The following is a 25,648-nucleotide window of genomic DNA, read 5'->3' as shown; positions in this document are numbered from 1 at the left end:
CGAGCTGACCGCCGCCTAAGCTAAAACCACTGACCTGCACGGTAAAGCGAAAGCACACCACTCAGCGGGACGTGACCAAACTATCGTGGGACCTGTGGAACGCGCATCAGCAGTAGCCAAAATCCGTTCAGGGTTCGAGCGTTGGCCAATCGCAGCGCAAGCAGCCATTGCAATCTCGACACCGGTCGCCGTCTTCGCTGCTATCGGACAGACGGGACTTGGTCTACAGGCAGGTGTCGGCGCATTCACCGTTCTGTATGCCGGCACATTGCCGGTGCGTTGACCGCTTGAATCTGACCGTTTTCGTTCTACCATTACCCAAACCCCGTATTGGGGATAAGTTCGGCGTTCTTCGTTTCGGACACTTCAGACCAGCGTCCGAGGTAGTTACCTAGCTGCCCTCTGTGCCGCTTGTGAGGCGTTTTCTGCGCACCACGATTACCGCGCTGGCGGCCACGGCGGTGAGGAATAGCACGGTCGAGACGGTCGCGATGGCGGCATCCGGGTGCACGATCGACTCGCCGGAGAGCGCCTGAAGGGTGAGCACCGCGATGACTCCGAGATAGAGCGCCGCGATCACGATGAGAATGCCGAGCCGGGTGCCGGAATCGCGCAGGGCCGAGACGCGGCGAGAGCCCAGTTCGAGCAACAGCGCGACGATGGGGATCACCTGCATCGCGTGCATTCCCACGAAGTGCGGGATGCGCAGATCGCCCGCGACAGTGCTCCAACCGAGCAGCGGCAGACCGGGGCCGCCGTCGGGAAGGCCCACAGTGTGGGCACCAGCAATCCCATGGAAGTGTGACAGCTGGGCGGCGGTGGGGTTCGTCATCAAGAACGCGAGCCCCATGCCGATCACCGCGATGATGAGGCCGGACCGGATAGCGAAGCTGCGAGCGGGGTCGCCGAGATCGGCGCGGAACAGCAACACGGCCACGAGGATGGTTGCAGCCCAGACGATCACGATCGACACCGCCATCGTGCCCCAGATCGCCGTCGAGAACGGGGTCGAGACGTTGAAGTGACTGGTCGTGCCGGCGACGGCGGCCCCGTAGATGGCGATCATCTCCACGGCGAGGAAGGCAGCGGCCACCGTGCCGGCCCACCAGGCGAGTCGGCGGTGCCGCGGAAGCTGGCCGAGCAGCCAGGACAGCGTGACGCTGTAAATCAGTACTGAGAGCGAGAACTTGAGTGGCTTCTCCCAGAGCGGCATCCCCGTGATCATGCGGGGGTCCACCACCAGACCGACGAGGGCGATCACGGTGAGGGCGAGCATGCCGAGGGCGAGCCAGAGCAGTGGCCGGTGCCCACCGAAGCGGGTGAGGACGGAGGCGGGGTGCGCATCGATCGTGCGGGTCATGGTGGTCATTTCTTCTTCAGGAATATCGCTGGGATGTGACGTGCTCTTGGGCTGCACGGCGCAGCCCAGAGATCAGGGCGTCGCCGAGCACCGTGCCCACGGCGACAGTTTCGGCTTTGGCTGCGCGGCCCTGGCGCGACTCGACCTCATCGAGGTCGGCGGCGGCGATCAGCAGGGCGGCCTCGGCGTAGCGGGCGAACCAGCCCCGCTCATCCTTCTGCCCGACTCCGCGGAAGGCGGAGAGAACCCGTGTTGCAGCGAGACGCCCGGGGTTCTCCGGTGAAACGTGCCATCCCTCGAGCAGCACGTTGATGCTAGCGAGGTCCGCCGGTTCGAGGTCGCCCGGTTCAATGGGCGCCGACACAGAGCGCTGCGCCACCTTGAAGACTTCGGGCAGCGAGGCATCCGAGTCGATAGCTTCGAGCACGCTGTGGGCGGATGCCACGCTGAGCCTACCCGCGTCGATGAGCGCGCGGATGAGACGCAGACGATCCAAGTGAACGGCCCCGTAGCTGGCCTGGTTGGCCGTCTCGCTCTCGCCCGCAGGCAGCATTTTTTCGCGGAGATAGTACTTGATCGTCGCCACCGGGATACCGCTGGTGGTACTGAACTCAGCCATTCGCATACAGATAATATATCTATCCGACAGTCAAACTATCTAGTAGTCGCGTTGACTCAGTGGAAACCTTCGCGTAGCCCTGTTCGTTGCCTCATTTGAAAACCTCCGTTTCGGCTTGGTTGGGGAGTGATTTGGTGGATGTGGGATACGCCCGTTTCTACGGAGCTGACGATGACGCAGCGGCACGCTGTGAAGAAGAAGAAAGCGGTGTCAGTTCACGAAAGGGAATAAATCACACGATTAGGGACGAAGGCTGGAGGCTCTCCACCTCTTGGCGGGGCTCGTCGTTGTGTGGACAGCGTCCATTGCGTCGAAGCCCGTCACGCTGCTCTCTTTCAAAATGCATTTCGACCTCGAGACTTTAGCCTCAGTACCGTTCAGTTAAGGCTCTCTGTGTTACGTTGTCGGTATGGCGCGAACAGGGTGGGTGAAGCCGGTCTCTGATCGTCGGTTGTCTGATTTGGTATCGGTCGGCTTGCTGACGCGTGTTTTCCCTGGGGACGTTATTGACGAGGTGGTCATGGCGGCGGGTCGGACTGAGCAGCGCAACCGGGCTTTGCCGGCGCGGGTGATGGCGTATTTCTCGATCGGGATGGGCCTGTATGCCGAAGCGTCCTATGAGGATGTGTTTGCTCAGTTGACGGATGGGCTCTCGTGGTCTTCTGGCTGGTCTGAGGCTTATGTGCCGCCGTCGAAGTCGGCTATTTTTCAGGCGCGTCGGCGGCTCGGATTTGAACCGGTGCGGGCTCTGTTTGCCCGAGTCGCGCGGCCCCTGGCCGGGCCGGACACGCCGGGTTCGTGGTTGGCTGGGCGGCGTTTGATGTCCATCGATGGAACGGTCCTGGATCTGGCCGACAGCGTGGTGAACGCAGAGTTCTTTGGCCGCCCGCCAGTCAGCCGTGGGGAGCAATCTGCCTTCCCGCAGGCGCGCCTGGTGGCGTTGGCCGAGTGCGGAACGCATGCGATTCTCGACGCGGTGATAGGCCCATGCGCGACGTCGGAAATTGAACTCTCACGGGAGCTCGCCGGCCGTTTCGAGCCGGGCATGCTGGTCTTGGCCGACAGTGGCTTCTACGGCTTCCGGCTATGGGAACAGGCGGCAGCGACGGGCGCTGACCTGCTCTGGCGGGTCAAAACGAACCTCCGTCCACGGTACCTGGAGACCCTCGCGGATGGCTCGTGGCTGGCCACGATCATCCCGACCTCCGGCCCGGGGCGGCAATCGACACCACCGTTGACCGTGCGGGTCGTGGACTACACGATCGACGACGGCCGCGACAATCCCGATGGCTACCGGTTGCTGACGACAATCCTTGATCCGGGTGAGGCATCTGCGGAAGAGCTCGCGACCGTGTACTCCGAACGGTGGGAGATCGAGTCTGTGTTCGACGAGTTGAAAACTCATCAGCGCGGCCCGCGCATGGTGATGCGGTCCAAGTCCCCGGATCTGGTCAAGCAGGAAATCTGGGGCCACCTCTGCTGTCACTACGCGATCCGAACCCTGATGATCGAGGCTGCACAGCACGCTCACCGCGACCCTGATGATCGAGGCTGCACAGCACGCTCACCGCGACCCTGATCGGGTCTCCTTCGTCGCCGCACTCCGCATCGCCCGCCGCTCCGTGGCCCAGGGCGATTTTTCCCCCTCCGCGACCTGACCACGCCAAAGCGGTCTGGCGTCACGCCATCCTCGCCCTCGTCCGACGGCTGAACCCCGGGCGGCGACAGCGATCAAACCCTCGAGTCGTCAAGCGCAAGGTCTCGAAATGGCCCGCCAAACGCTTCCACCACGCGCATTGGCCACAACCCCACCATGCACCAGAAATCACGATTCAAACACTTAACTGAACGGTATTGAGGCTAAGCTTCAACTACTGACCTCGACCGGTAAGCGAAAGCACACCACTCGAGGGGACGTGACCGTGCAGGTACGTTCGCTGAGCCCCGAACACCAGATGACAAGCACTATGCCGATAGCGGGAATCTTGGCTCTCTACCTCGTCGTCACAGTCGCTCTGCTGGTGATGTATGTGAATGCAAGCCGTCGTGCGAAGGGAAACAGCCACCGATCGGCCGCCCTCGCCGCCCTCGAAGCAGCGGCTAGCGCTGCGTTGTTTGTCTGACCGGCGAACCAGCCGAAATTCGCTTCAAATCAGGTTGCGAAAGGCTTGGAGCTGTTGACCTCGTCGGCCTCCATTCCGAACTTTTCGACGACCGAAACTGAACGAGGGGCGCTTCGCGAGATTGCGAAAGTGCGGTAGTCTTCGATCACTTCTAAAGCTGAAGTCGGCCCTGGGGTTGATTGACAGAAGCCGCGTTTGTTCGACACGCACGGGGTTGTGTGTGTTCTGTGGTCTCTGAGCGTCATTGCATGCCCCCAGTGCCTCACCGCACGCCACCCTTACTGCTAGGACCCTCGTGCGCGGTTTCGCTGCATTACGCCTGCCTGCCTTTCTCGTCATCGTTGCTCTCGTCACGGCGCTGACCACCCCGTTCTCGGCGTCGGCGAGTTCGCCGACGTCGATGGATGCTGCACCGACGTCACCGGTCACTACGGTCACCCCGGTCGGTACTACGTCGACGACCTCGAATCGAGTGACGGCAGCAGCCCCCTTGATTCTGATCACGCCTGTGCAGAGAGCCCTGCTGGTCTCCGCGCAGGCGTCACCGAATTTTTCCGAGTACTGTTCTGGCGTACTCCCGTCGAACGGCACGGTTGACTGTGGTTACCAGCCGCAAGCCGGCAAAGAATATACGTTCCGCATGGTGCACGGAATGACGGGAATCCAGTTCGTCGCCATGGGTGCCGCTGGATTTCAGCCGGACGGCTCGGGATACCAGCCCATCAACTGCCAGGCGGTCTACAATCCGTCTTCTCAGCCCGCGGTGTCATACCCCGCGTGTTATTTCAGCGGGGCAGGGCAGCGGCTTGAGGGCACGATCGCGAACGACGCCGACCACGTGTTGACGATCGACGTCGGAATCAGGGGCGGGGTATACGCTCCAACATCGTCTGTGCCTGAGGGCAAAACAATGATCGTATCTGCGCATGGCACCTCGGTGCTCATTCCCCGATACGCAGGCGGCGAAGGTATGGCTCGAGGCAATGTGAGCGGAGGTGGTGGCGGTGCCACTGCCATCACTGCCGACCGGGCGGATCCAGTGATCGATTTTCATACGTTCCCCTACAAGGTCACGCCCGGCTTTCTGGGTACGCCGATTGTGGTCGCGGCGGGCGGCGGCGGCGCAGCTTCCTGGGACGGAAGTCGTCTGGGCGGGGTATCACCCGATGGTGGGAGTACAGGGACTGATCCGACTACCGGCGGAAGCGGAGGAAGCGCACTGGGAGGCTCGCTCTTCTCCTTCGACGGCGGCGGCGGGGGCGGAAATCCCGGGGGCAGCAGTGGCAACATCAGCGGCGGGCACAATGGGAAGAGTTCTTCCTCTTTTCCCGCGGCAACACACCCGTGTTTCGAGACTCCCGCAAACTGCGTCAACTCGTTCGCTGGCGGTAGCGTCTTCCTCACCTACCTCCGCGGCCCGTCGGCGATCACGCCGGTACCCCATGGCACTCTTTTCGCGATCAAACAGCAGACATTCGCCGTTCAGGTCTCAGACGGCGGCACCGTCACTGCTGAAGACGGCACCGTGGAGACAATGCTCGACCGTGTCGTGGTGTGCGATTCCTCTCCCGTATCTGCCTCCGGGTCGGCAAGCTGCATCGTGCCCAAAGAGAAGATGACGGGAGGCGAGCATACGCTGACGTATTTCTTCTCCGGCAGTGCGGGTTTCGCCGATTCCTTCAGAACACAGACCATCACAGTTGCCCCCGACCCGAACACGGTGAGCATCGCCACCGCTGCATACACCGACGGCACACCGGGAAGCCAGTTCGAAGCGACCGTCTCGCCGAACGCAGATGGATTCGTCGACGGAAAGCTGTCGATCACGACCGATCCGCCCGCGCCCGCAGGTTTCTCTGCCTCGTGCCAGCCGGCGGGCCCGGCGACACCCTATGCAACACCGGGAACGTCGTTCACGTTGAAGTGCCCGGCCACGTTGCCGCCTGGCCACTACACCGTCGCAGCCCATTTCGATCCGACGCCCATCGTCGACACGGCGACCCCGTCGGTGACCCGTGCAAACAGCGCGTCATTCACCCCTGACGAGTCGACTGTTCCGTCGGCTGGCGTGACCAGTTTCACCGCGGACGCCTATGTCGCATCGGTGTCGCTGAAGGTGAACCCGACAACCTCGACGTTCGGAACTCCGACGACCGCGACGGTCTTGATCACCCCTCCAGCTGGCGCGCTTGTTGCGCCCTCTGGCACGGTTCACGTGGGCAGGGCAGATGGCGGCAGCAGTGCGAACGCGCAGTGCGATGCACTCGTGAACCCGGGCGGTCAACCCGCAGATGCCGCAACGGCGACGTGCACCTTCACTCCGGACGGAGGTCAGCACGACTACACCGCCACCTCACCAGCCAACAACTCATACGCAGCGGTCAGCAGTAGTGCAGTCCAGGTCGACACGACGGCGCTGGCGCCGACGCTCAGTCTGAGCATTCTCGACAGCACAGGTGCTGCCGTCGTCAACCCTGTTGCCGGCCAGAGCTTCGCTCTCAGCCCGACGGTGACCGGCGCGGGCGCAACCGTCATCTCCCAGGGTGTCGTGACGTTCTACGACGGGCTCGGCAGTACAACACCGATCGGGACAATCGATCTGAGTGCGAATCCGCGGGTGACCTCGTTGGCGGTCACGCCGGCGGCGGGCCCGCACACCTACTTGATGAGCTACCACGACCCCTCTGGCAGCTATTCAGACGGCAACGCGCCCGCCTCCACACTCAACGTCAAGCCTTTGAGCAGCTCGATGTGGACGTCTGCCACAAGCAACTCGAGCGGCGCCACCGCAGCGGGTGTGCCGATGATCGTGACGACCAGGCTCTCCGTGCCGGCGACCGATGCTCTCTCGTCACCGATCACTCTCGCGCCGGCCCCAGTTTCGCCGTGCTCTCGCACCGAGTCCACCCATGGATCCAGTCGCACCATCACCGTCGTCTGCGTTTACACAGTGGTGCCGGGCTCGACACCGAGCTTCACCGCAAGCTATTCCGACGCGCTCGTCGGCGCCGTCGGCACGACGGAGAACTCCACCAGAGTGGCCAACTCGCCCACCACCATCACCGTTGTTGGCTCTGGCGCGCCATTCGGCACGTCTCCGACCGTGACCGCGACCGTCAGCCCCACGGTAACGGCCACCACGGTGAGCGGAACCGTCACCTTCATCGAAGGCGCCACAACCCTGTGCAGCACCGCCACGTCAGCCGTTGCAGCCGGCGCAACGACGATCTCGTGCATCCTGCCAGCTGGTCTGCTTCACGCGGGCAACCACGCGATAACGGCCTCGTTCGTTCCGGATGCTACGAGCTTCACCCTTACCTCGACCGCCGCGACATCGACCAGCGTTACCGTGACAGCTGTACCCGTCAGTGTCAGCCTGACGACGACCCAGAGTGCTACCCAGCTGGTCATCTCGGTGCGGGCGGCAGTCGATGGTGGCACAGCGCTGTCGCGCGTACCGGTCGGCTCTGTGAAGTTCACCGACAACGCGAGCAGCTGCCACACGGTCGCCCTCGACGCCGGTGCGCTTGCAAGCTGCGCCATTCCGTTGCCCGCAGCCGGTGCGATCAGCACCCTGAGCGCGGCCTTCATCGGCACCAGTACAGACTTCATCGCGGGTGGTACCCCCTCGGCGTCGACTCAGTACCAGCTGCCCTCCTCCGGGCCGTGCTCGACTGGTTTCGGTGATCTGTGGACGGCAGCCCAGCTCGCCGGATCGCACTCGTTCACCGTCGACACCGGCGGTCTCGGCAGCATCAGTATCACGATTCCCGGTGGTCTCGGTGTCTGCGACCGAGCCGGAACTCTGTCGGCGAAAGCAGATGTCTCGCTGTTCAACGCCTCGGTCACGGCCACGGCTATGACGATCTCTGTCAATCAGGCTTCGGGTCTCTGCCTCGAGACGGGCTCGCTGGCCTTGCCTTCGGCCTGGAGGTCGGGGGCTCTCTCGGTGACGCAGGCGATCTGTTTTCCGCTTACGGCAACCGGCGGTGTCACGGCACCGACGTCAGGATCGCTTGCCTTGGCGTCGGGTGCGCACGCCGATCTGCCGCTGGTCTCCATTCCGGGAGTCTCGGGCCACGCCTCGTTGCGGGTGGACTTCGGTACGGTGTGCCCCGGTTCGGCCGTGGGAACCCCGACGCCGTGTGACGCCGCCGACCAGACCCCGGCGTACACTGTCGTGGCGGCGGTGACGGCCGCCGGTTCCGCGCCGGGCGCGACGCTGGTCGCGACCGTCGGCAGAGACGGCAGCGCCCACGGTGCACTCACCACTTCGGCGGTCAGAATGCTCGGTACCGCGGTCATCTTCACCGGCACCGTCGACCGCTCTGCGGCGGGTACCACGACGGCCACCCTGGCGGCGACTATGACGGCCGGCGCAACGCCTACCGCGAGCCTGTCGATCAAGCCGGGCGCGATCGTGACCGTCACAGGCATGACCGGCACGACTCCCGCGTTCGCTCTCGCCGGAACGGCAAGCATCGCCGCAGGCACCTCATCAGCAGTCGATGTGGCGGTCACCGGTTCGTTCGTGTCGACGGATTCGTACTCGCTGGCACTGGACAGCTCGAGCCCGCCGCCGGCGTGGAGCCCCGCTGACGGGCTGACGATCACGCCCGTGCTGCATGGCACGCTGGCGCGAGCTGGCGGCGCCACCACGTTCGCGGTCTCGGCCGCGGGTGCTGCAGGTCATTCATTGGTTACGTGGGCGGCCCAGGGCGGGGTGACCGTCACCATCAACACGATCTCGGTGGGCGGCGACCCGAAGAAGATCGACTCGCGATGCCCCTACACCGTCGGCGCCATTGCAGCGATCTCAGGCAGTCTCACCGTCGGCGGTCTGACCGTGCCCGCCTCAGGTTGCCTGTCGTTGGCCGACCATGGCTGGCACGTCGAAGCGACGTCGACCGGCACCTCGATCAACGGTGTCGATCTCAGTCTGTTGTCACTGGATGCCTGGCACGCCGGTGGCGGAACGACCGCGGTCTTCGGCACCGCCACCGCGAAGGTCGCAGTCGGGTCGAAGTCGGGCACGGCAGTAGTCACGATTAACGTCAGCGACAGCATTCTGGTGATCGGCGGGCAGTTCGACGCCACCTCGCTGGGCCTGCCCTCTACCAACAGCTACCTGGCTTATGCATCGGCGGCGACGACCGGTTGGCTCACCGGCGTGCCGAGCATCGGTCTTGCCGGCGTCGTCGATCTGCCCGCCGGACTGTCGGTGTTCGGGTCGATGGTGCTGCCGAGCGGAACCGCCACTGTGCTGAAGTCGGCGCACTTCGCACTGCCTTCGAACTCGACCGTCACCTTCTCGGTACAGATTCCGAAGGGCTCTGACACGTCTCTCGCTTTCGCTGCAGCGTTGAACGCCCCGAGCGCGTTTCCGCTGCTCACACTCCCCGGCGGCACCGTGCTGAATTCCGCATCGGTGAGTTACGCCGACAAGACGTTCGGTTTGACGGCAGACGGCACCGTGAAGGGGCAGGATGCGACGGTTTCTCCCGTTCATCTGGCAGTTGCGATCTCGGGAGATGGCAGCTTCACCGGAACGGGCACCGTGACGAACCTCGGCCTGCTCGGGCGCACCACCACGCTCACGGGCGTCGTTTCCAGAACCGCGGCCGGGGTCTTCGCGGCCAACTTGAGCGCGCCGATCAGCGGCACGATCGCGCTCGGCGACGCAACCGCCAGTGGCGTGACGCTGTCGGTCGGTACTGCGGGGCTCGGGGCATCCGGAACCCTCGCGGTGGCTTCCGCCACGGTGCCCTTCACAGCGCAGTTCGCCAGCATGACCTCCTATTCTTTGACGGTTTCGACCACGATTGACGAGTGGTCACCGGCCACCGGGGTCACGGTGAACGCTGCGATCAGCGGCGCGCTCACCCACACCGCAGACGGCTACAGCTACGACTTCGCGGCCGCACCCACGCCCGGTAACACGTCGCTGGTGTCGTTGAACCCAGCGGGAGGCGTGACGCTGGCGCTGAACACCTTCGAACTCGGCAACGGTGCACGTCAACCGGCTGGCTGCTCGGTGAGTGCGGTCGGCGACTCCTGGTTGGTCGCGGCCTCGAGCGTCTCGCTGTCGGCGGGTGCCGTCAACGCCTCCGCGACCGGCAACGCCTGCTTCGACCTGACACACCCGTCTTTCGGGTTCACCACCCAGATTCCTGGATCCGCTTTCAGTGGCGTGAATGGCAGAGTCACCATGAGCGGCATCACCGTGCTGATCGCTCGGGTCGACGGTGCCTTCACCGCCCAGGCATCGTCACGACTGAACATCGTCATGCCCAGCGGCGCGGCGTTCTCTCTGATCGCCCAGTTGACCTTCGGGGCTGACGGATTCGCGGTCGGCGGAACCTCCGACCTGTCATCGGTACTGGGCGGTTCCGCGCACAACGCGTACATCTACTACGCCAACAGCGCCATCGACGTGCAGACCGGTGACCCGACGCTCGGCACGCTGACCCTGCAACCCGGCGTCACTGCAGGGCTCGACTTCTCGCTCGGAGCCAATGTCAGCAGCGCTATCCACACCCTGGGCCTGAATGTCGGCGCTGGAACCATGGTCGCAGCGACCGCGGCGCTGAACTTCGCCGACCCGACCGTCGTTCTCACGGTCGACCTGAAATTCGGGCCGCACAACGTCTTCAGCAACAGCGACGGCACGTACTTGCGCGAAGACACGATGGCTTTGGCGATGATGCTGTCTCAGACGCAGCCGAGTTTCGCGTTCATCACCACAGCGACCCTGCACTTGCCCAAGACCGCATCGGGAAGCACTCCTTCTGACGTCGCCATGGTCGGAGGCATCAGTATCGGAACGCAGCTCACGGCGTTCATGACCGTCAACAACTGGTCTGACGCGTTCGGCATCAGCGGACTGACCATCAACAGATTCACCCTGCAGGGCGGTATCACCCTCACCGGCCTGCCGCTGCCGTCGCTCGCCGTGGCGGCTACGGTGAGCCAGCTGCCCAGCCCGATCGCCGGCATTGTGGGCTACCAGCAGGGTGCGCCCATCACCGTTGCGTTGGGCCTCGGGGAGACGAGCCTGCTGCTGGACCTGTCGATCGGTACTCGCGGATCGAGCTCGCCCGCGCTCAAACCGTTCGCGCTGTTCGGTAAGGCCGATCTCGTGACAGCGAACTTCGCCGAACTGTACATCTCGCCCACCGGGGCGACGATCGGTCAGGCAGTGTACCCGGCCGGCTACGGCCTCGCGTTCCAAGGCGCAGTGTTCGGCATTCCGATCGATGTCGACGCCGCGATCAACCCGAATGCCGGAACGTTCCACTCCCTTGTGTCGCTGGGCGCGGTCAGTCTCGGTTCCCTTCATATCGGGCACACCACCCTCCTCATCGACGCTGCGCCGAGCAGATTCAACATGGCCTTCGCTGGTTCTATATCACTGAGCCCGACTACCCTTGATCTCGGGCTCGTCAACATCACCGTTGCCGCAAGCGCCGCACTGACCATCACGGTCGGCACCAGTGGATTCAGCGCAATGGCCGACCTCAGCGCCTCCATTCAGCTCGGTGCCTACCTCCCTCACAGCGTCTGCGCAAAATGGGGAGTCGTTCCGTGGCCGTGCGATTGGTACTGGGAAACGACCCACAGCTACGGCGCGACGATCAGCGGCATCGGGTTCTCGATCAACGCCTCCGGCATCGGCATCAACATTCCCGGTACCGGCCACTCCATCACCCTCCCGCTACCGAGCGGCCTGGCCGACAGTGTGCGCAGAACCGTCGGTAGCGACTACAGCAGCGCGGCGGCGACGCCGCAGCAGCCTGCGCATCTGGCCAGTCTCGTGACCCAGAACGAACGCACCTCATCGCCACTTCCGGCAGCCCAACCCGTGATTCACCTTGCCACGGCGATCTCGGCAAACCCGCTCCCTGAGCCGACCCCCGTTCCGACGGCCGCCGACACTCCACCTGTCGGGCCGGCCTGGCAAACAGCCGGCAGCCTCGGTGCCGCCCGATTGTTCGGGGCAACCGCGAAACTGCGCGACGGCCGGGTGCTTGCCGCCGGCGGCTCCGACGGTAAATCCAGCGTTCTCAGCAGCGCCGAGATCTACGACCCCACAACCGGCGGTTGGACCGGAACCACCCCCCTCACCGATGCCCGGGCGAACGCCGCGACCGCCGTGCTGCCCGACGGCAGGGTGCTGGTTGCCGGTGGAACCAACAGCACCGGTGAGATCGCCTCGGCCGAGATTTTCGACCCGGCGACAGCAACATGGTCGAATGCCGGCCATCTTTCGAGCGCGCGCCAGGGCTCGACCGCAACACTACTGCCTGACGGTACCGTGCTCGTCGCCGGCGGTCTCGTCGGCAAGACACCCGTCTCGTCGGTCGACATCTACAGTCCGGCATCCGGTACGTGGTCGGCGGGCGCGCCACTGCTCGTTGCGCGGGCGTCACCCACCGCTACCGCGTTGACTGACGGCACGGTGCTCGTCGCGGGCGGACTCGGTCAATCGGGTGCCGTGGCGACGGCGGAGATCTTTCACCCGGCATCCGGCACCTGGAGCCCTACTGGCAGCATGCTGAACCCCCGCTTCTACGCGTCGGCCATCAAACTCGCCGATGGCCGGGTGCTTGAAAGCGGAAGCGCGCCCGAAGCCGAAACATACGATCCCGCAACGGGCAGCTGGAGCGCGGCTGGTATCCAGTCGACCTCCACCGTACTTTCATCGATGGTGCCGCTGGCTGACGGCACCATTCTCGTCGCCGGAGGAATCAGCGACACCTCCGCACTCTCCGATGTAGCCAGCTTCGACCCCCAGACCAATGAGTGGACGACCCTCATGTCGCTGCCGAGCGGCCGCGGAGCGATGATCGCCGCACCCATCCAGGGCGGAGTGCTCATCGCAGGCGGCGCCAACGACACCGGCGCTGCGGCAGACACGTACGTCTACGACACCCATGCCAACCCCGTGCCAGCGACGGCGTATGAAGCCACTGCGAAGCCCACTGCCAATGGCACGAGCACTTCGGCGTCTGGGTCACCCGCCTGGATCTGGATCGGCATCGCCGCCCTCGTACTCCTAGCCATCGTCGTGTCAGCCATGATCTTCATCAGACGCAGACGATCAAAAACCGTCTAGACGATATGAGTAAGTGAACCGTCCCGGTTTTCATGCCGCCGTCTTGTTGGCGGCGTTGCCGGTTGGGGCGCCGATGTTTGAAGCATAGTATTTCTGTTCGTAGTGCTCGGGGCTTTGGTAGTCGAGGTAGCTGTGTAAGCGGTCGTTGTTGTACCAGTTGACCCAGTCGAAGGTGATCTCCTGGACGTCGGCGAGGTTCTTCAGCGCGCCGGTTCGGAAGGGTGATCCGTTCGCGACGGCTTCGTTCTTGTACAGCCCCATGACTGTCTCTGCGGCGGCGTTATCGTAGGCATCTCCCACGCTTCCGATCGACGCGACGAGCCCCTCGAGCGCGACGGTGTCGGTGATCTGTTCAGATGCATATTGGACGAGTTCAATTGGTCGTTGCAACACCGGGTTGTTGGAGTAACTGTAGCTGTTCGTCGAAGACCTCGGCGGGGGTTTTCCAGTCGAGGCTTTTTCGGGGTCGGTTGTTCAGGGCAAGTGCGACGGCTTCGAGGTCTTCTGCGGACCATCGTGAGAGGTCGGTGCCCTTCGGGAAGTACTGCCGCAGGAGCCCGTTGGTGTTCTCGTTCGTCGGCCGCTGCCAGGGCGAGTGCGGGTCGGCGAAGAACACCTTCGTTCCCGTCTCGAGCGCGAACTGGGCGTGCGCGGAGAGCTCCTTCCCGCGGTCCCAGGTCAGTGTCTTGCGGAGCTGTTCGGGCAGCTTCGTCATCGACGCGGTGAGCGCGGCGTTCATCGCGACGGCACCGTAGCCGCCCAGCGCCGGACCGTTCTTCACGTAGGGATCCTCGCCCCAGCCATCGAGCCGGGGAAGGTGCACCAGCAGGGTCGAGCGGCTCTTGCGTTCGACGATCGTACCGATCGCTGACCTGCCTGTGCCAATGATCAGGTCGCCTTCCCAGTGCCCGGGGACGGCGCGGTCCGCGGCCTCCGCGGGGCGTTCGGAGAACACGACATCGGCAGTCACATGACCCTGGGGTCGGTTCTGTGCTCGAGCCCGCGGCTGCCGGAGCGCGCGACCCGTTCGCAGGCAGGCGACGAGTTCGCGCTTGAGGGCGCCACGACCCTGGATGAATAGCGACTGGTAGATCGCTTCGTGGCTGATGCGCATGGATTCATCATCCGGGAAATCGACCTTCAACCGGTGTGAGATCTGTTCCGGGCTCCACGCGGTCGCCCACCGCCGGTCCTGCCGGTGCGGCTTATTCAGCCCCTTCCACTCCGGTGGTTCCGGCCCGACGACGATGCTGCCGTCGGGTCGGCGAACGTTCCCAGCGAGGCGATCCTGTACGTACTCACGCAACCCGTCGTTCGCGACGAGCCTCGCCGTCTTCGGTCGCTTCGCCGCCTGCTGAGCCTTCCATTGCGCCACTAACGCCCGATACTCCTGCTTCCCGCTACGCGTGGCAGCGTTACGGCGCAGTTCCCGAGAGATCGTCCCCGGATCGCGGCCGACCCTGCGCGCGATCTCACGCACGCCGACCTGCTTGGCGCGGAGCAGTGCGATCTCTTCACGCTCCTCGAAAGAGAGGTAACGACCGCTGGGTTCGGCAAGTGAGAGCGATGGCATACCGCCAGCGTGGCGAAACCAGCGGGAACCGACCGGCACGGACACGCCCACCTTCAGCGCCGCCTCAGCTGAAGTGATGCCCGTCGCGATCAGACGCCAGAACTGCCGCTGCACCGCCCGCGAGGGCTCAGGCCGCCCAGGCGAACGCATCGGCGGGCGCAACGCCCGATCCGCACGCCACTGCCGACGTGCACCCACGGGCACATCACTCGTCTTCGCAGCCCAGTCCTTCTTCGCCACCGCCGAACACCTCCACGATCAAGGTGTTGCGACGACCAGTTGAATCCGCCTTGGGAGCCTGCGTCCGAGTGGTGGATCATTCCGCGGTTGACGGGCCGGCTGGTGTGATCCCGTCGCCATAACGCCATCCGTAGGCAGGCTTCCACGAACGGGGTGTCTTTGATCGTCGAGGCCTGCCAGCCGACGATCGCGCGGGAGTACAAATCGATAGCGAAAGCGACGTACACGAACCCAGCCCAGGTCGGGACATACGTGAAGTCCGTGACCCAGCTGTGGTTCGGGTAAGGCGCGAAGAACTCCCTGTTCAGCAGGTCGCCGGCGCGTTTACCATTCTTCGCCGGGATCGTTGTGCGGGTCTTCCGCCCGCGCACGAGACCATTCATGCCTTCGTCGCGCATTACCCGGTCAACGGTGTGTTTCGAGATGCCCGCGAACCCGTTTCGGGCAAGCCACGCTGTCATCTTCCGCCGCCCGTACAGCACTTCGGGTTTCTGCCGACCCTTCGCATCACGCTGCCTCAACGATCGGAGTTTCCCGACAACGGTCGCGTCGTTGATCGTGCGATCTGCTGCCGGCCGTGTCTTCCACGCCCGGTACGACCTTGGAGCGACCTGGACGCCCTGCAGGTGCAGGACGTCACAGATCGACTCGACTCCATGGCCGTCCGTCCTCATCGTTTCGATGAAAGCGATTATCCGCGGTTGCGAGGGCCTGGTTCCCTCGCGAAGAAAGACGCTGCCGCTTTCAGGATCTCGTTCGTCTCTTTCAGATCACGGTTCTCTTTCTTCAACCGGTTGATCTCTTCGAGCTCCTCGGTGCTCGGACCGGTCTTCGTGCCCGCGTCGACTTGCGCCTGAACGATCCACTTCCGAAGCGTCTCCGCGCCGACGTTGAGCTTGGCACCGAGGTCCTGGCACGCAGCCCACGTCGATGGGTAATCGGTCAACCGATCAAGAACCATCCGGGTCGCACGCTCCCGAACCTCGGCAGGGTATTTGCTTGGCATATCCGAATCCTTTCAAAGAAAGAAAACAGCACGAAATCAGGGACAGTTCACTCAGCCCTCGGCTACCGACGCCCCAACGAAGTCCACTATGGCTATCAACAGCCAGCCCTGGCAGCGTAGAAGAAACCACCAAATCCGCTGACCGAAAACCGCGCGGCATCCCAGTTGCCGCACCGGCATGGTGCGGGTCACGTGGGCGATGGCAATGCCAAGCTTCTGAGTCATGCGCAGGTTTTGTGCGGCGAGAGTGGGAGCGGTTTTCCACAAGTGCATGAGCGCCGAACTCATCACGACCTCTGGCTGTGCGGTCCGGTTCCCGGTCAGCATCCCGAGAACGATCGGTGCGATCCGGTCGTACAGGTGAGAGAACGCTTCTTGGTCTCCTTGGGCCACCCGACGATACAACGCTGTCGCTATTTTCTCGTGGACCCAACCACTGGTGCCAACTACGACACGCCCCACCCGACGAGATCGCGGTGCTGAAACCGCCGGTCCGGCGAGGGCAGCACCATCGGCATCAGAAACGGCGAGATCCCCATTCTTAGACACGATTATCGTTCCTCTCAGACCGCAGAAAAGCGCCGCCGCGATGGCAACAAGAACACGGTAACCGCAGCAGAAGTACACGCCCTAGGGCGTGTCTCCTAACAGCTTGAGCCAGATGGTGATGGCTCGGAGGACGACTCCGCCGCGGTACGTGAGGGCGAGTTTGTCGTAGCGTGTGGCGATGCCGCGCCAGTCTTTGAAGGTGTTGAAACAGCGTTCGATGACGTTGCGTCGCTTGTAGGCCTCGGTGTCGAACGTGGGTGGCCGGCCGCCTTTCTGGCCGAGTCGTTTCCGGTTGGCGATATGGTCCGATTTCTCCGGGATGACCGCTTCGATGCCGCGATCACGGAGCAGCTTCCGGTTCGCTTTCGACGCGTACGCCTTGTCGGCCATCGTCCGATCGGGCTTCGTCCGGGGACCACCTTTGCCTCGACGCGGGACCCGCAAGCTCGCCATCACCTCGGGGAACATCGGCGAATCGCCGCCCTGACCTGTGCCGAGCAGCATGACCAACGGGCGCATCTTCGCGTCGCATAACGCGTGGATCTTTGTCGTCAAACCCCCGCGAGAACGGCCAACCGCATTCTCAGGAGGCTCGATCAGCAGATTCGTGTAATTCGACAGATCCCCCCGTGGCCCGACCGAGGTTGGTGCCGTGCTGATGGGCACGATTCACAGTCGAGTCCACCGACACCTCCCACTCGATCAGCCCGACCTCATCGGCATGGGTCAACAACTTGGTGAGAATCTTGTCCCAAGTGCCATCACCACTGAACCGGCGGTGTCGCTTCCAGACCGTCTTCCAAGACCCGAAACTCTCTGGCAGATCCCGCCACGGCGTTCCCGTCCGATATCGGTAAATGATGCCCTCGACCATCAGCCGATGGTCATTGAACGGCCGCCCACCTTTGCCTGTCGGGCTGGGCATTAACGGCGCGATCAACGCCCACTGGGGATCCGACAAAGACTTAGTTCGCGACACACCAAATCATCTCAAACCCAACATGACGAGGTTAAGAGACACGCCCTAGCCCTTGACGAGGACCCACCGATCATCCGCGCCCAGCTAGCCGGACACCGCACTGACTCTGGCAGCCTCGATCACGACCCGTGACCCGAGCAGATACCCCCACCTGTTACTCCTCAGACCTGGACTGGCTGGCGGCATTTCGAAAAAACGGCGCCTCAACTACGCCAAGATCAATGTCGTGCAGTCGAGCTGGTACGTTCTCCCTATCGGAGGAGAACAACAACCGGGCAACAGATCGCGCCTCGTCGATTCCGGTCTACACACTGACACCATGCGTTACGAAAGCCGCGGCGACGCCCGAGATGATCGTCATCCGGCGTGGCAGAAATGGGAGGTGCGAAACATCCTCTGGTTCGGTGGCGATTTCGTCACCGGGGATCGGAAATCGCCGTGAATGGCCGTGAATGGCCGCCCACACTGACCACAACGCGCTCGGCCATGATCTGACGCTTATTTTCGAGCGCCGGCGTGGTGCCGCCAATGAACCGGGCGCGGCCTTCGTGAATGAGAGCGCTGCCGGCGAGGGTAGTGCTCTGCTCCTCAGTTTTGATCGAACACATTCTTTCGACCGGTTCCTCAACGCGGGTCGCGGTCATGGGCCGACGATGGCGGAGACCGCCGCGAGAATACCATGCCTGAGTAGCGCTCTTCGCGAATGAGGTGGGCGGTTTTTGCGTAAGCTCCGGGTGGGTACACGCCCGGTGTTCACGCAGGCGCACCCGACCCGCCCGGCTTCGAGCACGACGACGCTCGCGCAGTCAGCCGACTTGCGTCGAAGCGGGCAGAATCAACAATCAGGTGACTGCTTGGGTACGCAGTTCGTCGTCGGTCCAGGTGCCGGTGGCGAGTTCGTCTTTGGGGAGTTCTATTTTCGCGAAGGTTAGGTCGTCGTCGTATGACTTCATTTTCGCGACCTGGAAGATGATGAGTGCGTAGACCGCTTTGGCCAAGATGTCTGCTATGGAGTAGCCGACTTGTTTGGCGACCCAGGCGTCTGCGCCGTTTAGGTTCAGTAGCGGCAGGAGGTACGCGATCGGGTATACTCCCCAGCTCAGCAGCAGCAAGAACCTCAGGCGTGAGAGAGTGCCGCGCACTGAGGCGGGTTGATGTTCGAGTGATTTGCCCAGTTCGGTGAAGAGAATGAACAAGATGTAGGCGAAGGGTATGGCCGAGAGCAGACCGAACAGGCCGCGGAGGCCGTTGTCGCCGCTGATTTCGCCGGGGTAGCCGAGGGCGATCATGAGTGCGGCGGCGGGTACTAAGCGTACCAGCAGGCGGCGCTGAACTTTTCTCGCCAGAGCGAGTACAGCAATGAGTTCGACGAGTAGCAACGGCACGGTCAGCAGCCAGTCCACGTACCGGTAGCCCTCGTTGAAGCCGGCACCGGCGGCCTGGGTGTAGTCGCCGGTGCCGCCGATGGAGGGGGTGACGAATGCAGATGTGAACGAGTTGAATATGCGGAAGTAGTGATATGTGGCGATACCGCAGACAACAATCGCGACGGTGATGGCCTGGCGATAGCGCGGTAGCACGCGCGGGAGCGAGATCAGCAAAAATAGTGCGGTGAAAAGCATGGAGGCGATCACGAGCGAGACAGAGTTGTAAACGGTTTCAAACTGGCCGTGGCTGAGGATGTTCGGTATCACTGGGCTCCGATGGGCGACGTTGAATAACCACTGGGAGAAAGGCTCTCACCAAGAAGAACGTGTTTGTGCACTACTCATCCGATCGCATTGGCCCACCAATCTGAAGGCCTTGACATCAGAATGCAAACACAACACGGCCTTGGTCGTCCCATCCGCCTGACGCTACTCACTGTCACATCTTGTATTTGTCAAGTCACCTGAGACAGGTGGTGTTTAGTTTGTTTTTGTCGTGCTCGCCCTACGTGTCAGGGTTGGGTGGGGTGACGTCCCCGTGAGTGGTGTGGTTTCGGGTTCTTGAGCGTTGCGCCCGCGACGTGAAGAGCCACCGGGTGAATTCAAGCGGTCGTCGCAACACCTTTTTCTTGCTGCGATCCTAGCTCTGCGGTGAAGAGCTGGGTGGGGCTTTGCCAGTTGAGGCGTTTTCGTGGTCGATCGTTGAGCTTCGCGGCGATGACTTTGAGGGTGTCGGCGCCGTGAACGCTGAGGTCGCTGTGCTTGCGGAAGTATTGCCGAAGCAGCCCGTTCATATTCTCGTTGGAGCCGCGCTGCCACGGCTTCCCGGGGTGGGCGAAGAATACTCCGTCGCCGAAGAGGGAGGCGATTTTGTCGTGGCTGGACATCTCAGACCCCTGGTCCCAGGTCAGCGTTTGCCGCAAGTGCGCAGGCAGCTGCGACATCGTCGCGGTAAGTGCCGCGTTGAGCTCGAGCGCAGAGTGCGAGTCGGGCAGGTGCAGCAGTAAGACATACCCGCTCTTGCGATCGACGAGCGTGCCGATCGCAGAGCGCGTCTTCGACCCGATGATGAGGTCGCCTTCCCAATCGCCCAGCCGGGATCGTTCCTCCATGACAGCCGGCCTGTGATCGATCAGCGTCGCCGGCGCAATGAACCGCGGCGCGCGCACATCGGGTCGCCGTCGTCGCTTCCGTAACGGCCGGCCCGTGCGCAGATGCGTGGTCAACTTCCGCGTCAATCCGCTGTTCCGCGGCCAATACACGGCCTGGTAGATCGTTTCATGACACACATGCCAGGACTTCTTCTGCGGGTGAGTTTCGCGGAGCCAGAAGCTGATCTGCTCAGGGCTCCAATCCTGAGTGAGCTTCTCCTGCACGAGATCGCGTAGCACTGGGTCTTTACCTATGAGGCCGGCGCGGTCGCGGCGGGCTTTCTCTCTGAAGCGGGCGTGCGCGAGCACAGCATCGTATTTGCCGCGGTCATGCCGGCGCATATTCCGGTGCAACTCCCGGCTGATCGCACACCCCAACGGCCGGTAGCCGCGGACTTGCTTGAACGCCTGCCGCAGCACTGCCGCCTCTGCAACATGGGCCGGATCGGTGACGATCAGCTGGCGGGCCCACTCCCGCTGATGCACCGCGATGACAGTGCCGTCATGGGTGACAGTGACCTGGTGCAGGTCAGCAGTGACATCAACGATCCGACCGATCATGCCCGGACTGACCGAGTAATCGTTCGTGAAAACCCGCACGTAGTAATCCCTAGGCAGCCTGACCGTGTTCCGGAATAGCACCTCCGGTGGCACCGGTGACAAGGCCCGCATCGCGGCCCGATCACGGCCGACAAGCTCGGCGGGTTTCCCGCGCCGTGAGCGCGAGTGGCGGGCATTCGCGACGGGCAGCCAGTCAACGAGCTGGTTGTTGAAATCCGCTGGCGATGCGAAGCTGCGGCCGGGCATGAACCTCGAGCGGAAGAACTGGTTCATCCGCTCGACCATGCCCTTGGACTCCGGATCCCGCGGTGGCAGCAGCACGATCTTCGTCCCCAACGTGCCAGCGAACGCGGCAGCGGGCTCGGTGAGCTTACGCCGGCCGATACCGGTCTCGTTATCCCAGACCAGCCGCTCCGGCACCGCGCCGGCCTGCTGCAACAACTGCCACATCCCGCCGAGGAGGTCGGGGGTTGTCCGGGAGGGCAGCATCAACGCTTGAATGTTCCCCGAGAACGTCGACGTCATCACCAGCACCGGCGGCATGCCGTGCTGATCATGACCCAGCGGGATCGCCTGGTGCGGGAACCACAGATCACATTGCACCTGCACACCGGGCTGATGATCGATCCGGTCAGCGGGATCCGGCGGCAGATATTCAGGTCGGATCGCTGCGACCCTTAACCGGAACAACGACGACGAACCCGACCACCCCACCCGCTCCGCCAGGGCCGGCGACGGCATTCGCGGCGAACTCAGCAACAGCTTCCGCACCGCCAATGCGACATCATCAAAACTCGACCCCGTCAACGCTCGCTCGTACCGAGGCACGGTCGAGCGGGCGCTGGAAGCGGGCAGGCCACCGACGTATTGGCGGGCACCTGCCGGGTCGACGTTCGACGCGTTCGAACCGAAGGTCCGGGTGCTGCTCGCGGCCACGGCGCGGATGCCAGCATCGACGCTCGCAGAACGGGTGGGCTGGTCCGGGTCTTCGTCGGTGTTCCGGCAGAAAGTGTCAGAGATCAGCCCCACCAGACAAGCCCTCGGCCACACCCTCACCACGGTCGCCGCGGCCCTGGACTGCTCACCAATGACCATCTCGGTCATCGAACGAGGACATGTCAACAACCGCGACTTCCTCACCCAATATCGAACCTGGCTCACCACTTGACGGTGCTCACTGAAATTCCCCACCCCGGGTCGCTTCCGCTCATAAGTGCGGGCATTCCTCGATGCTGATGGTCTTCGACCACACACCAGCACGAGGAAGGTCCTACTCCTATGCTTTCAGAGGAGGACGACGTGGATATTCACGCGCTCAAACGGCCAGGGATGACGATCAGTGAAATCGCTCGCCGTACCGATCATGACCGTAAAACGATTCGAGCGTATCTGTCGGGCCAGCGTAGCCCCGGGATTCGGAAACGCGCCGACCCGGACCCGTTCGACGTGTTCGTGGTCTATGTCACCGCGAGGCTGGCCGAGGACCCGCACTTGTGGGCCGCGACGCTGCTGGACGAGCTTCATCCGTTGGGCTTCACCGGGTCGTACCAAACTCTGACTCGTTAGGTTCGGGACCGGGGATTACGGCCGGCGTGCACGGCGTGCGCGCATGTCACGAAACGACCGAATGCGATCATCGAGCACCCGCCCGGTGAGGAGACCCAGTTCGACTGGGTCGAGCTGCCCGACTCTCCAGCGGGGTGGGCGTTTCCGACGAAACGCGCGTACGTGCTCGTGGGGTCGTTGGCTCACTCCGGGGTGTGGCGGGCAGCGATCGCCCCATCGATGGACCTTCCGCACTTGCTTGCCGCGATGACCGTGCTGCTCAGCCTCCTCGGCGGTGTCAACACGTCGTGGCGGTTCGATCGGATGGCGACGGTGTCGAAGGCCGGCACCAGCGATCTGACACCCGCGTTTTCAAAGCATCACGCGGTGACCGTTGTCGCGTGCCGGCCAAGGTCGGGGAACCGTAAAGGCGTGGTGGAGAAGAACAACCACACCACAGCACAGCGGTGGTGGCAAAACCTGCCCGAAGACCTCATCGCCGAGCAAGCACAAACACGATTGATGACATTCGCCCGAAGCCAAGACGCCCGCCGCCGTGAAGGCCGCGACGGTTCGACGACAGCCGCGGTCATGTTCGCTGCGGAACGGCTCCGACCGTTACCGCCTAGCGTGTTCCCGGTCGTCGTGACCGAGGAACGCACCGCGACACGGCAGGCCCTGATCGACTGGCGCGGGAACCGCTACTCGGTACCCCCGGAGCTCGCCGCCACGAAAGTCATCGTTCATCAGCGGCTCGGCGTGAACACGATCGATATCGCGACCGTATCGGGTGTCGTCCTGGCACGGCACCAGACAGCCGAACCCGGGCTCGGGCTCGGAGTCACGATCCGTGACAGCGGCCACATCACCGCACTCGAGCGGATCGCGTTAACCTCGGCACCTCCCGGGCGGCCGTACCGGAAGAAGGAACGCATCCCGCCAGGCGCCGCTGCCCGTCACGAGGCAGCAGCGCTCACCGGCACCACCGAACCCACGACCGTGATCAGCCTCGCCGCGTATGAACAGGCCGCGAAGAACAGGAACACCCTCCAATGACCACCACCACGACAGCAGTGACGCCGGCGAGCGTGTATCAACAGCTCCGCGGCCACCTGACCGACCTGAAACTCGCAGACGCCGCCGACGCGCTGCCAGGGATACTGGACCAGGCCCAAGCCGAGGGCTGGTCTCTGACTCAGGCCCTGGAGCACCTCCTCGCCATCGAAGTCACCGCGACCGATGCCCGCCGCCTGACCGGCCGGTTCCGGTTCGCGAACCTCCCCACCGGTGCGACACTCAACGACCTCGACTTCGACCTCGACGCAGCATCCGGGATAGACTCCGAGATATCGGTGCAGCAAAGCGCGTGCTGCAGCATGAATCGCATGAGAGGGTGCCGCAATGAAGCGATCGACCGGTCATAAACGATTCTCAGGCTCGGCTGTTGCCTCGCTTGTCGTGGCGCTGGGGCTCGCCCTCAGTGCGTGTGCGCAAGGAGGATCTGCTCAGACTGTCACATCGTCTCCGGCGGCCGCCGTCGATTCGACCTGCGTTTCCGATGTCGCCGGTGTTATCAGTCGCCAACCCACGTCCCAGATGACCACTGCCGTGTTGCCCACCGCCCTCACGGATTCGCTGGACTCAGCGGCCAGGTCGTCGTTCACTGAAGCAGCATCACCGGGGGCAATCGTCGGGGTGCGTACGCCGCAGGGCACCTGGATGGCGGCGTATGGAGTGGCCGATCCTTCGACAGGCGCGCCGATGGAAGTGGGCATGCATACGCGGATCGGCTCGGTGACGAAGACGTTCACCGGCACGCTTCTGATGCAACTGGCTGAAGATAAGAAGCTTTCGCTCGACGACACGATCAGCAGGTACATCCCCGGCATTCCGAATGGCGAGCAGATCACCCTGCGCCAGCTCGCCTCGATGACCAGCGGCATAGCAAGCTACACGATGAATTCCTCGTTCACCGATGTGTACTTCGCCAAACCGGAGACCATCTTCACGCCGACGGAGTTGGTGGCCGCGGGGGTTGAGAAGTCCCCGATCTTCGCGCCGGGTGAGCAATTCAACTACTCGAACACCAACACCGTTCTTCTGGGGTTGGTGATTGAAAAAGTCACAGGGGAATCGATCTCAGACGTCTTTGCGCAACGCATTCTGAAACCGCTTGGTCTCACGAGTACATCGTGGCCGGGCGACCAGACGGCCATACCCGAACCGTATGCCCAGGGCTTCACGGTGCAAGGTGATTTCGCGACACCGTCAGCCCCGAGCAATGCGACCAATTGGAACCCGGCCTGGGGCTTCACGGCGGGCGAGATGATCTCGAACATGCCCGATCTGCTCACTTACGGGAGGGCCCTTGCCACCGGCCAGGGTCTGCTCGACACGGCGAGCCAGACTGAACGCTTGATGTCGTTCCCCGGTGCGGCAGGATATGGCATTGCCTTGGGTTGTATCGGTGGGTGGGTCGGGCACACTGGTGAGCTCCCCGGGTACAACACCAGCCTCTTCTCCGACACCAGTACCGATACGACAGTTGTGGTGCAGACGAACAGCGACATTCCTTCTGGCGATTGTGAGTTGTCAGCCGTGTTGACCGACGATCCGCGAACGGCAGTGTGCTCGTCTCCGGCCACTCGGATGTTCGTGGCCCTGTCGACCGCGCTCGGGCACACTTTCACACCGAACCCCTCGAAATGAGAGTCCTGGGCCGCAAAGCACTGCTGTGCTAGATGTACTGCCCAGGGAGGTTGGTCAACCGGGTGATGGGTGGGTGGCTTCCGATGGCGGTGTGTGGTCTGTGGTGATTGCTTTCGTGGAGCCATGCTGGGAGGGCGTTTCGGCGCGCGGTTTCGGTGGGATGGAACCTTTTGTATGCCCGCCCGTCGACGAGGGCGCGGTGGAAGCGTTCGATCTTCCCGTTCGTCTGCGGCCGGTACGGCCGGGTTTTCTTCGGGATTATCCCAAGCTCGGCGCAGGTATCGCGCCAGAGATGTGATTTGTATGCGGACCCGTTGTCGGAAAGCACCCGCTGCACGGTGACGCTGCGGGCCGCGAACCAAGGCACCGCGCGTTGTAGCACCCCAACAGCTGTGAGGGCGGTTTCGTCAGCGTGGATCTCGGCGTACGCGACCCAGGAGTGATCATCGATCACGGTGTGCACAAACGCTTTCCCTGGCAGCGGGTTGCGGTGTTTGTTCCGCGGGAGCCCATTGGTCGCTGCGCGGTTCCGGTTGCCTTGTTGTCGGCCGACCTAACGGTGCCCGCCACCATCGGGAATATTGCCGAACTTCGTGACGTCGACATGGATCATCGCACCCGGGGTGTCGTGCTCGTACCGGCGAACGACCTCACCGGTGCGTTTGTCTGAGTATTTGCGTGGGTGGGAGCC

At 63.3% G+C, this 25,648-nt stretch carries 16 protein-coding genes and 2 pseudogenes; 6 read left to right on the top strand and 12 right to left on the bottom strand.

All coding sequences use genetic code 11. The annotated features are described in order from the left end of the window. Nucleotides 1-391 precede the first annotated feature (391 nt). A complete protein-coding gene (locus QN358_RS11995; protein WP_323512498.1) occupies nucleotides 392-1,360 on the bottom strand; it encodes a hypothetical protein in 969 nt (322 codons plus the stop codon). 16 nt (nucleotides 1,361-1,376) lie between these two features. Further along, nucleotides 1,377-1,979, bottom strand: a complete 603-nt coding sequence (locus QN358_RS11990) for a MerR family transcriptional regulator (RefSeq protein ID WP_323512497.1) — start codon at nucleotides 1,977-1,979, stop codon at nucleotides 1,377-1,379. A 409-nt stretch (nucleotides 1,980-2,388) separates the two neighbouring features. On the opposite strand from QN358_RS11990, the pseudogene QN358_RS11985 reads away from it, so the two are divergent. Together QN358_RS11985 and QN358_RS11980 are read left to right on the top strand one after the other, a co-directional pair. Then, nucleotides 2,389-3,637: pseudogene (locus tag QN358_RS11985) on the top strand (IS4 family transposase). Nucleotides 3,638-4,397: 760 nt separating this feature from the next. Continuing rightward, nucleotides 4,398-13,217, top strand: a complete 8,820-nt coding sequence (locus tag QN358_RS11980; protein ID WP_323512496.1) for a kelch repeat-containing protein — start codon at nucleotides 4,398-4,400, stop codon at nucleotides 13,215-13,217. 30 nt (nucleotides 13,218-13,247) lie between these two features. Here QN358_RS11980 and QN358_RS11975 read toward each other — a convergent pair whose 3' ends face one another. The 9 genes from QN358_RS11975 to QN358_RS11940 form a co-directional block, all read right to left on the bottom strand. Beyond that, nucleotides 13,248-13,610, bottom strand: coding sequence for an integrase core domain-containing protein (locus QN358_RS11975; protein WP_323512495.1), 363 nt, complete (start codon nucleotides 13,608-13,610; stop codon nucleotides 13,248-13,250). After that, entirely contained in the window at nucleotides 13,591-14,988 is a 1,398-nt protein-coding gene (locus QN358_RS11970) for an IS30 family transposase (RefSeq protein WP_416351988.1), read from the bottom strand. Before QN358_RS11970 ends, QN358_RS11975 begins: the two co-directional genes overlap by 20 nt. Beyond that, the gene (locus QN358_RS18865) at nucleotides 14,880-15,704 is read right to left on the bottom strand and encodes a DDE-type integrase/transposase/recombinase (RefSeq protein ID WP_416351987.1); all 825 of its coding nucleotides are present in this window, start codon (nucleotides 15,702-15,704) and stop codon (nucleotides 14,880-14,882) included. The genes QN358_RS11970 and QN358_RS18865 overlap by 109 nt, the downstream gene beginning before the upstream one ends. A 17-nt stretch (nucleotides 15,705-15,721) precedes the next feature. After that, nucleotides 15,722-16,036: a hypothetical protein gene (locus QN358_RS11965; protein WP_323512501.1), complete on the bottom strand. Its 315-nt coding sequence runs from the start codon at nucleotides 16,034-16,036 to the stop codon at nucleotides 15,722-15,724. Nucleotides 16,037-16,087: 51 nt separating this feature from the next. Then, complete coding sequence (locus QN358_RS11960; RefSeq protein ID WP_323512500.1) at nucleotides 16,088-16,585, bottom strand: hypothetical protein; 498 nt, start codon at nucleotides 16,583-16,585, stop codon at nucleotides 16,088-16,090. 81 nt (nucleotides 16,586-16,666) lie between these two features. After that, nucleotides 16,667-17,564, bottom strand: a protein-coding gene (locus tag QN358_RS11955; protein WP_416351986.1) for an IS5 family transposase whose coding sequence is annotated in 2 segments (ribosomal slippage) — nucleotides 16,667-17,203 and nucleotides 17,205-17,564 — 897 coding nt in all. Because the reading frame shifts where the segments join, the coding sequence is not laid out codon by codon here. Between the two features lie 416 nt (nucleotides 17,565-17,980). Next, nucleotides 17,981-18,208: a hypothetical protein gene (locus tag QN358_RS11950; protein WP_323512494.1), complete on the bottom strand. Its 228-nt coding sequence runs from the start codon at nucleotides 18,206-18,208 to the stop codon at nucleotides 17,981-17,983. A gap of 198 nt (nucleotides 18,209-18,406) precedes the next feature. Next, nucleotides 18,407-19,258, bottom strand: a complete 852-nt coding sequence (locus QN358_RS11945; RefSeq protein ID WP_323512493.1) for a bacteriorhodopsin-like — start codon at nucleotides 19,256-19,258, stop codon at nucleotides 18,407-18,409. Nucleotides 19,259-19,593: 335 nt separating this feature from the next. Beyond that, nucleotides 19,594-21,807: an IS30 family transposase gene (locus QN358_RS11940; protein WP_323512492.1), complete on the bottom strand. Its 2,214-nt coding sequence runs from the start codon at nucleotides 21,805-21,807 to the stop codon at nucleotides 19,594-19,596. Between the two features lie 195 nt (nucleotides 21,808-22,002). On the opposite strand from QN358_RS11940, the gene QN358_RS11935 reads away from it, so the two are divergent. The 4 genes from QN358_RS11935 (at nucleotide 22,003) to QN358_RS11920 (ending at nucleotide 24,957) form a co-directional block, all read left to right on the top strand. Then, on the top strand, nucleotides 22,003-22,269 hold the full coding sequence (locus QN358_RS11935; protein ID WP_323512491.1) for a hypothetical protein: 267 nt from the start codon (nucleotides 22,003-22,005) through the stop codon (nucleotides 22,267-22,269). A 246-nt stretch (nucleotides 22,270-22,515) separates the two neighbouring features. Continuing rightward, nucleotides 22,516-23,304, top strand: a complete 789-nt coding sequence (locus QN358_RS11930) for a Mu transposase domain-containing protein (RefSeq protein ID WP_323512490.1) — start codon at nucleotides 22,516-22,518, stop codon at nucleotides 23,302-23,304. Then, complete coding sequence (locus QN358_RS11925) at nucleotides 23,301-23,672, top strand: ATP-binding protein (protein ID WP_323512489.1); 372 nt, start codon at nucleotides 23,301-23,303, stop codon at nucleotides 23,670-23,672. Before QN358_RS11930 ends, QN358_RS11925 begins: the two co-directional genes overlap by 4 nt. 34 nt (nucleotides 23,673-23,706) lie before the next feature. Continuing rightward, on the top strand, nucleotides 23,707-24,957 hold the full coding sequence (locus QN358_RS11920) for a serine hydrolase domain-containing protein (RefSeq protein WP_323512488.1): 1,251 nt from the start codon (nucleotides 23,707-23,709) through the stop codon (nucleotides 24,955-24,957). A 28-nt stretch (nucleotides 24,958-24,985) separates the two neighbouring features. Here the strand turns inward: QN358_RS11920 and QN358_RS11915 are convergent. Further along, nucleotides 24,986-25,624, bottom strand: a pseudogene (locus QN358_RS11915) (DDE-type integrase/transposase/recombinase); the annotation flags it as partial. Nucleotides 25,625-25,648 lie beyond the last annotated feature (24 nt).

The organism is Subtercola sp. RTI3 (assembly GCF_035018625.1).
GTDB lineage: Bacteria > Actinomycetota > Actinomycetes > Actinomycetales > Microbacteriaceae > Subtercola > Subtercola vilae.
This window is presented reverse-complemented; position numbering and strand designations above follow the sequence as displayed.

Excerpts from the sequence above, each read along its gene's own strand:
- QN358_RS11995 (WP_323512498.1), bottom strand. The coding sequence starts at position 1,360 with ATGACCCGCACGATCGATGCGCACCCCGCCTCCGTCCTCACCCGCTTC.
- QN358_RS11990 (WP_323512497.1), bottom strand. The coding sequence starts at position 1,979 with ATGGCTGAGTTCAGTACCACCAGCGGTATCCCGGTGGCGACGATCAAG.
- QN358_RS18865 (WP_416351987.1), bottom strand. The coding sequence starts at position 15,704 with ATGAGGACGGACGGCCATGGAGTCGAGTCGATCTGTGACGTCCTGCAC.
- QN358_RS11965 (WP_323512501.1), bottom strand. The coding sequence starts at position 16,036 with ATGCCAAGCAAATACCCTGCCGAGGTTCGGGAGCGTGCGACCCGGATG.
- QN358_RS11950 (WP_323512494.1), bottom strand. The coding sequence starts at position 18,208 with ATGACCGCGACCCGCGTTGAGGAACCGGTCGAAAGAATGTGTTCGATC.
- QN358_RS11940 (WP_323512492.1), bottom strand. The coding sequence starts at position 21,807 with ATGACCGAGATGGTCATTGGTGAGCAGTCCAGGGCCGCGGCGACCGTG.
- QN358_RS11930 (WP_323512490.1), top strand. The coding sequence starts at position 22,516 with ATGACCGTGCTGCTCAGCCTCCTCGGCGGTGTCAACACGTCGTGGCGG.
- QN358_RS11925 (WP_323512489.1), top strand. The coding sequence starts at position 23,301 with ATGACCACCACCACGACAGCAGTGACGCCGGCGAGCGTGTATCAACAG.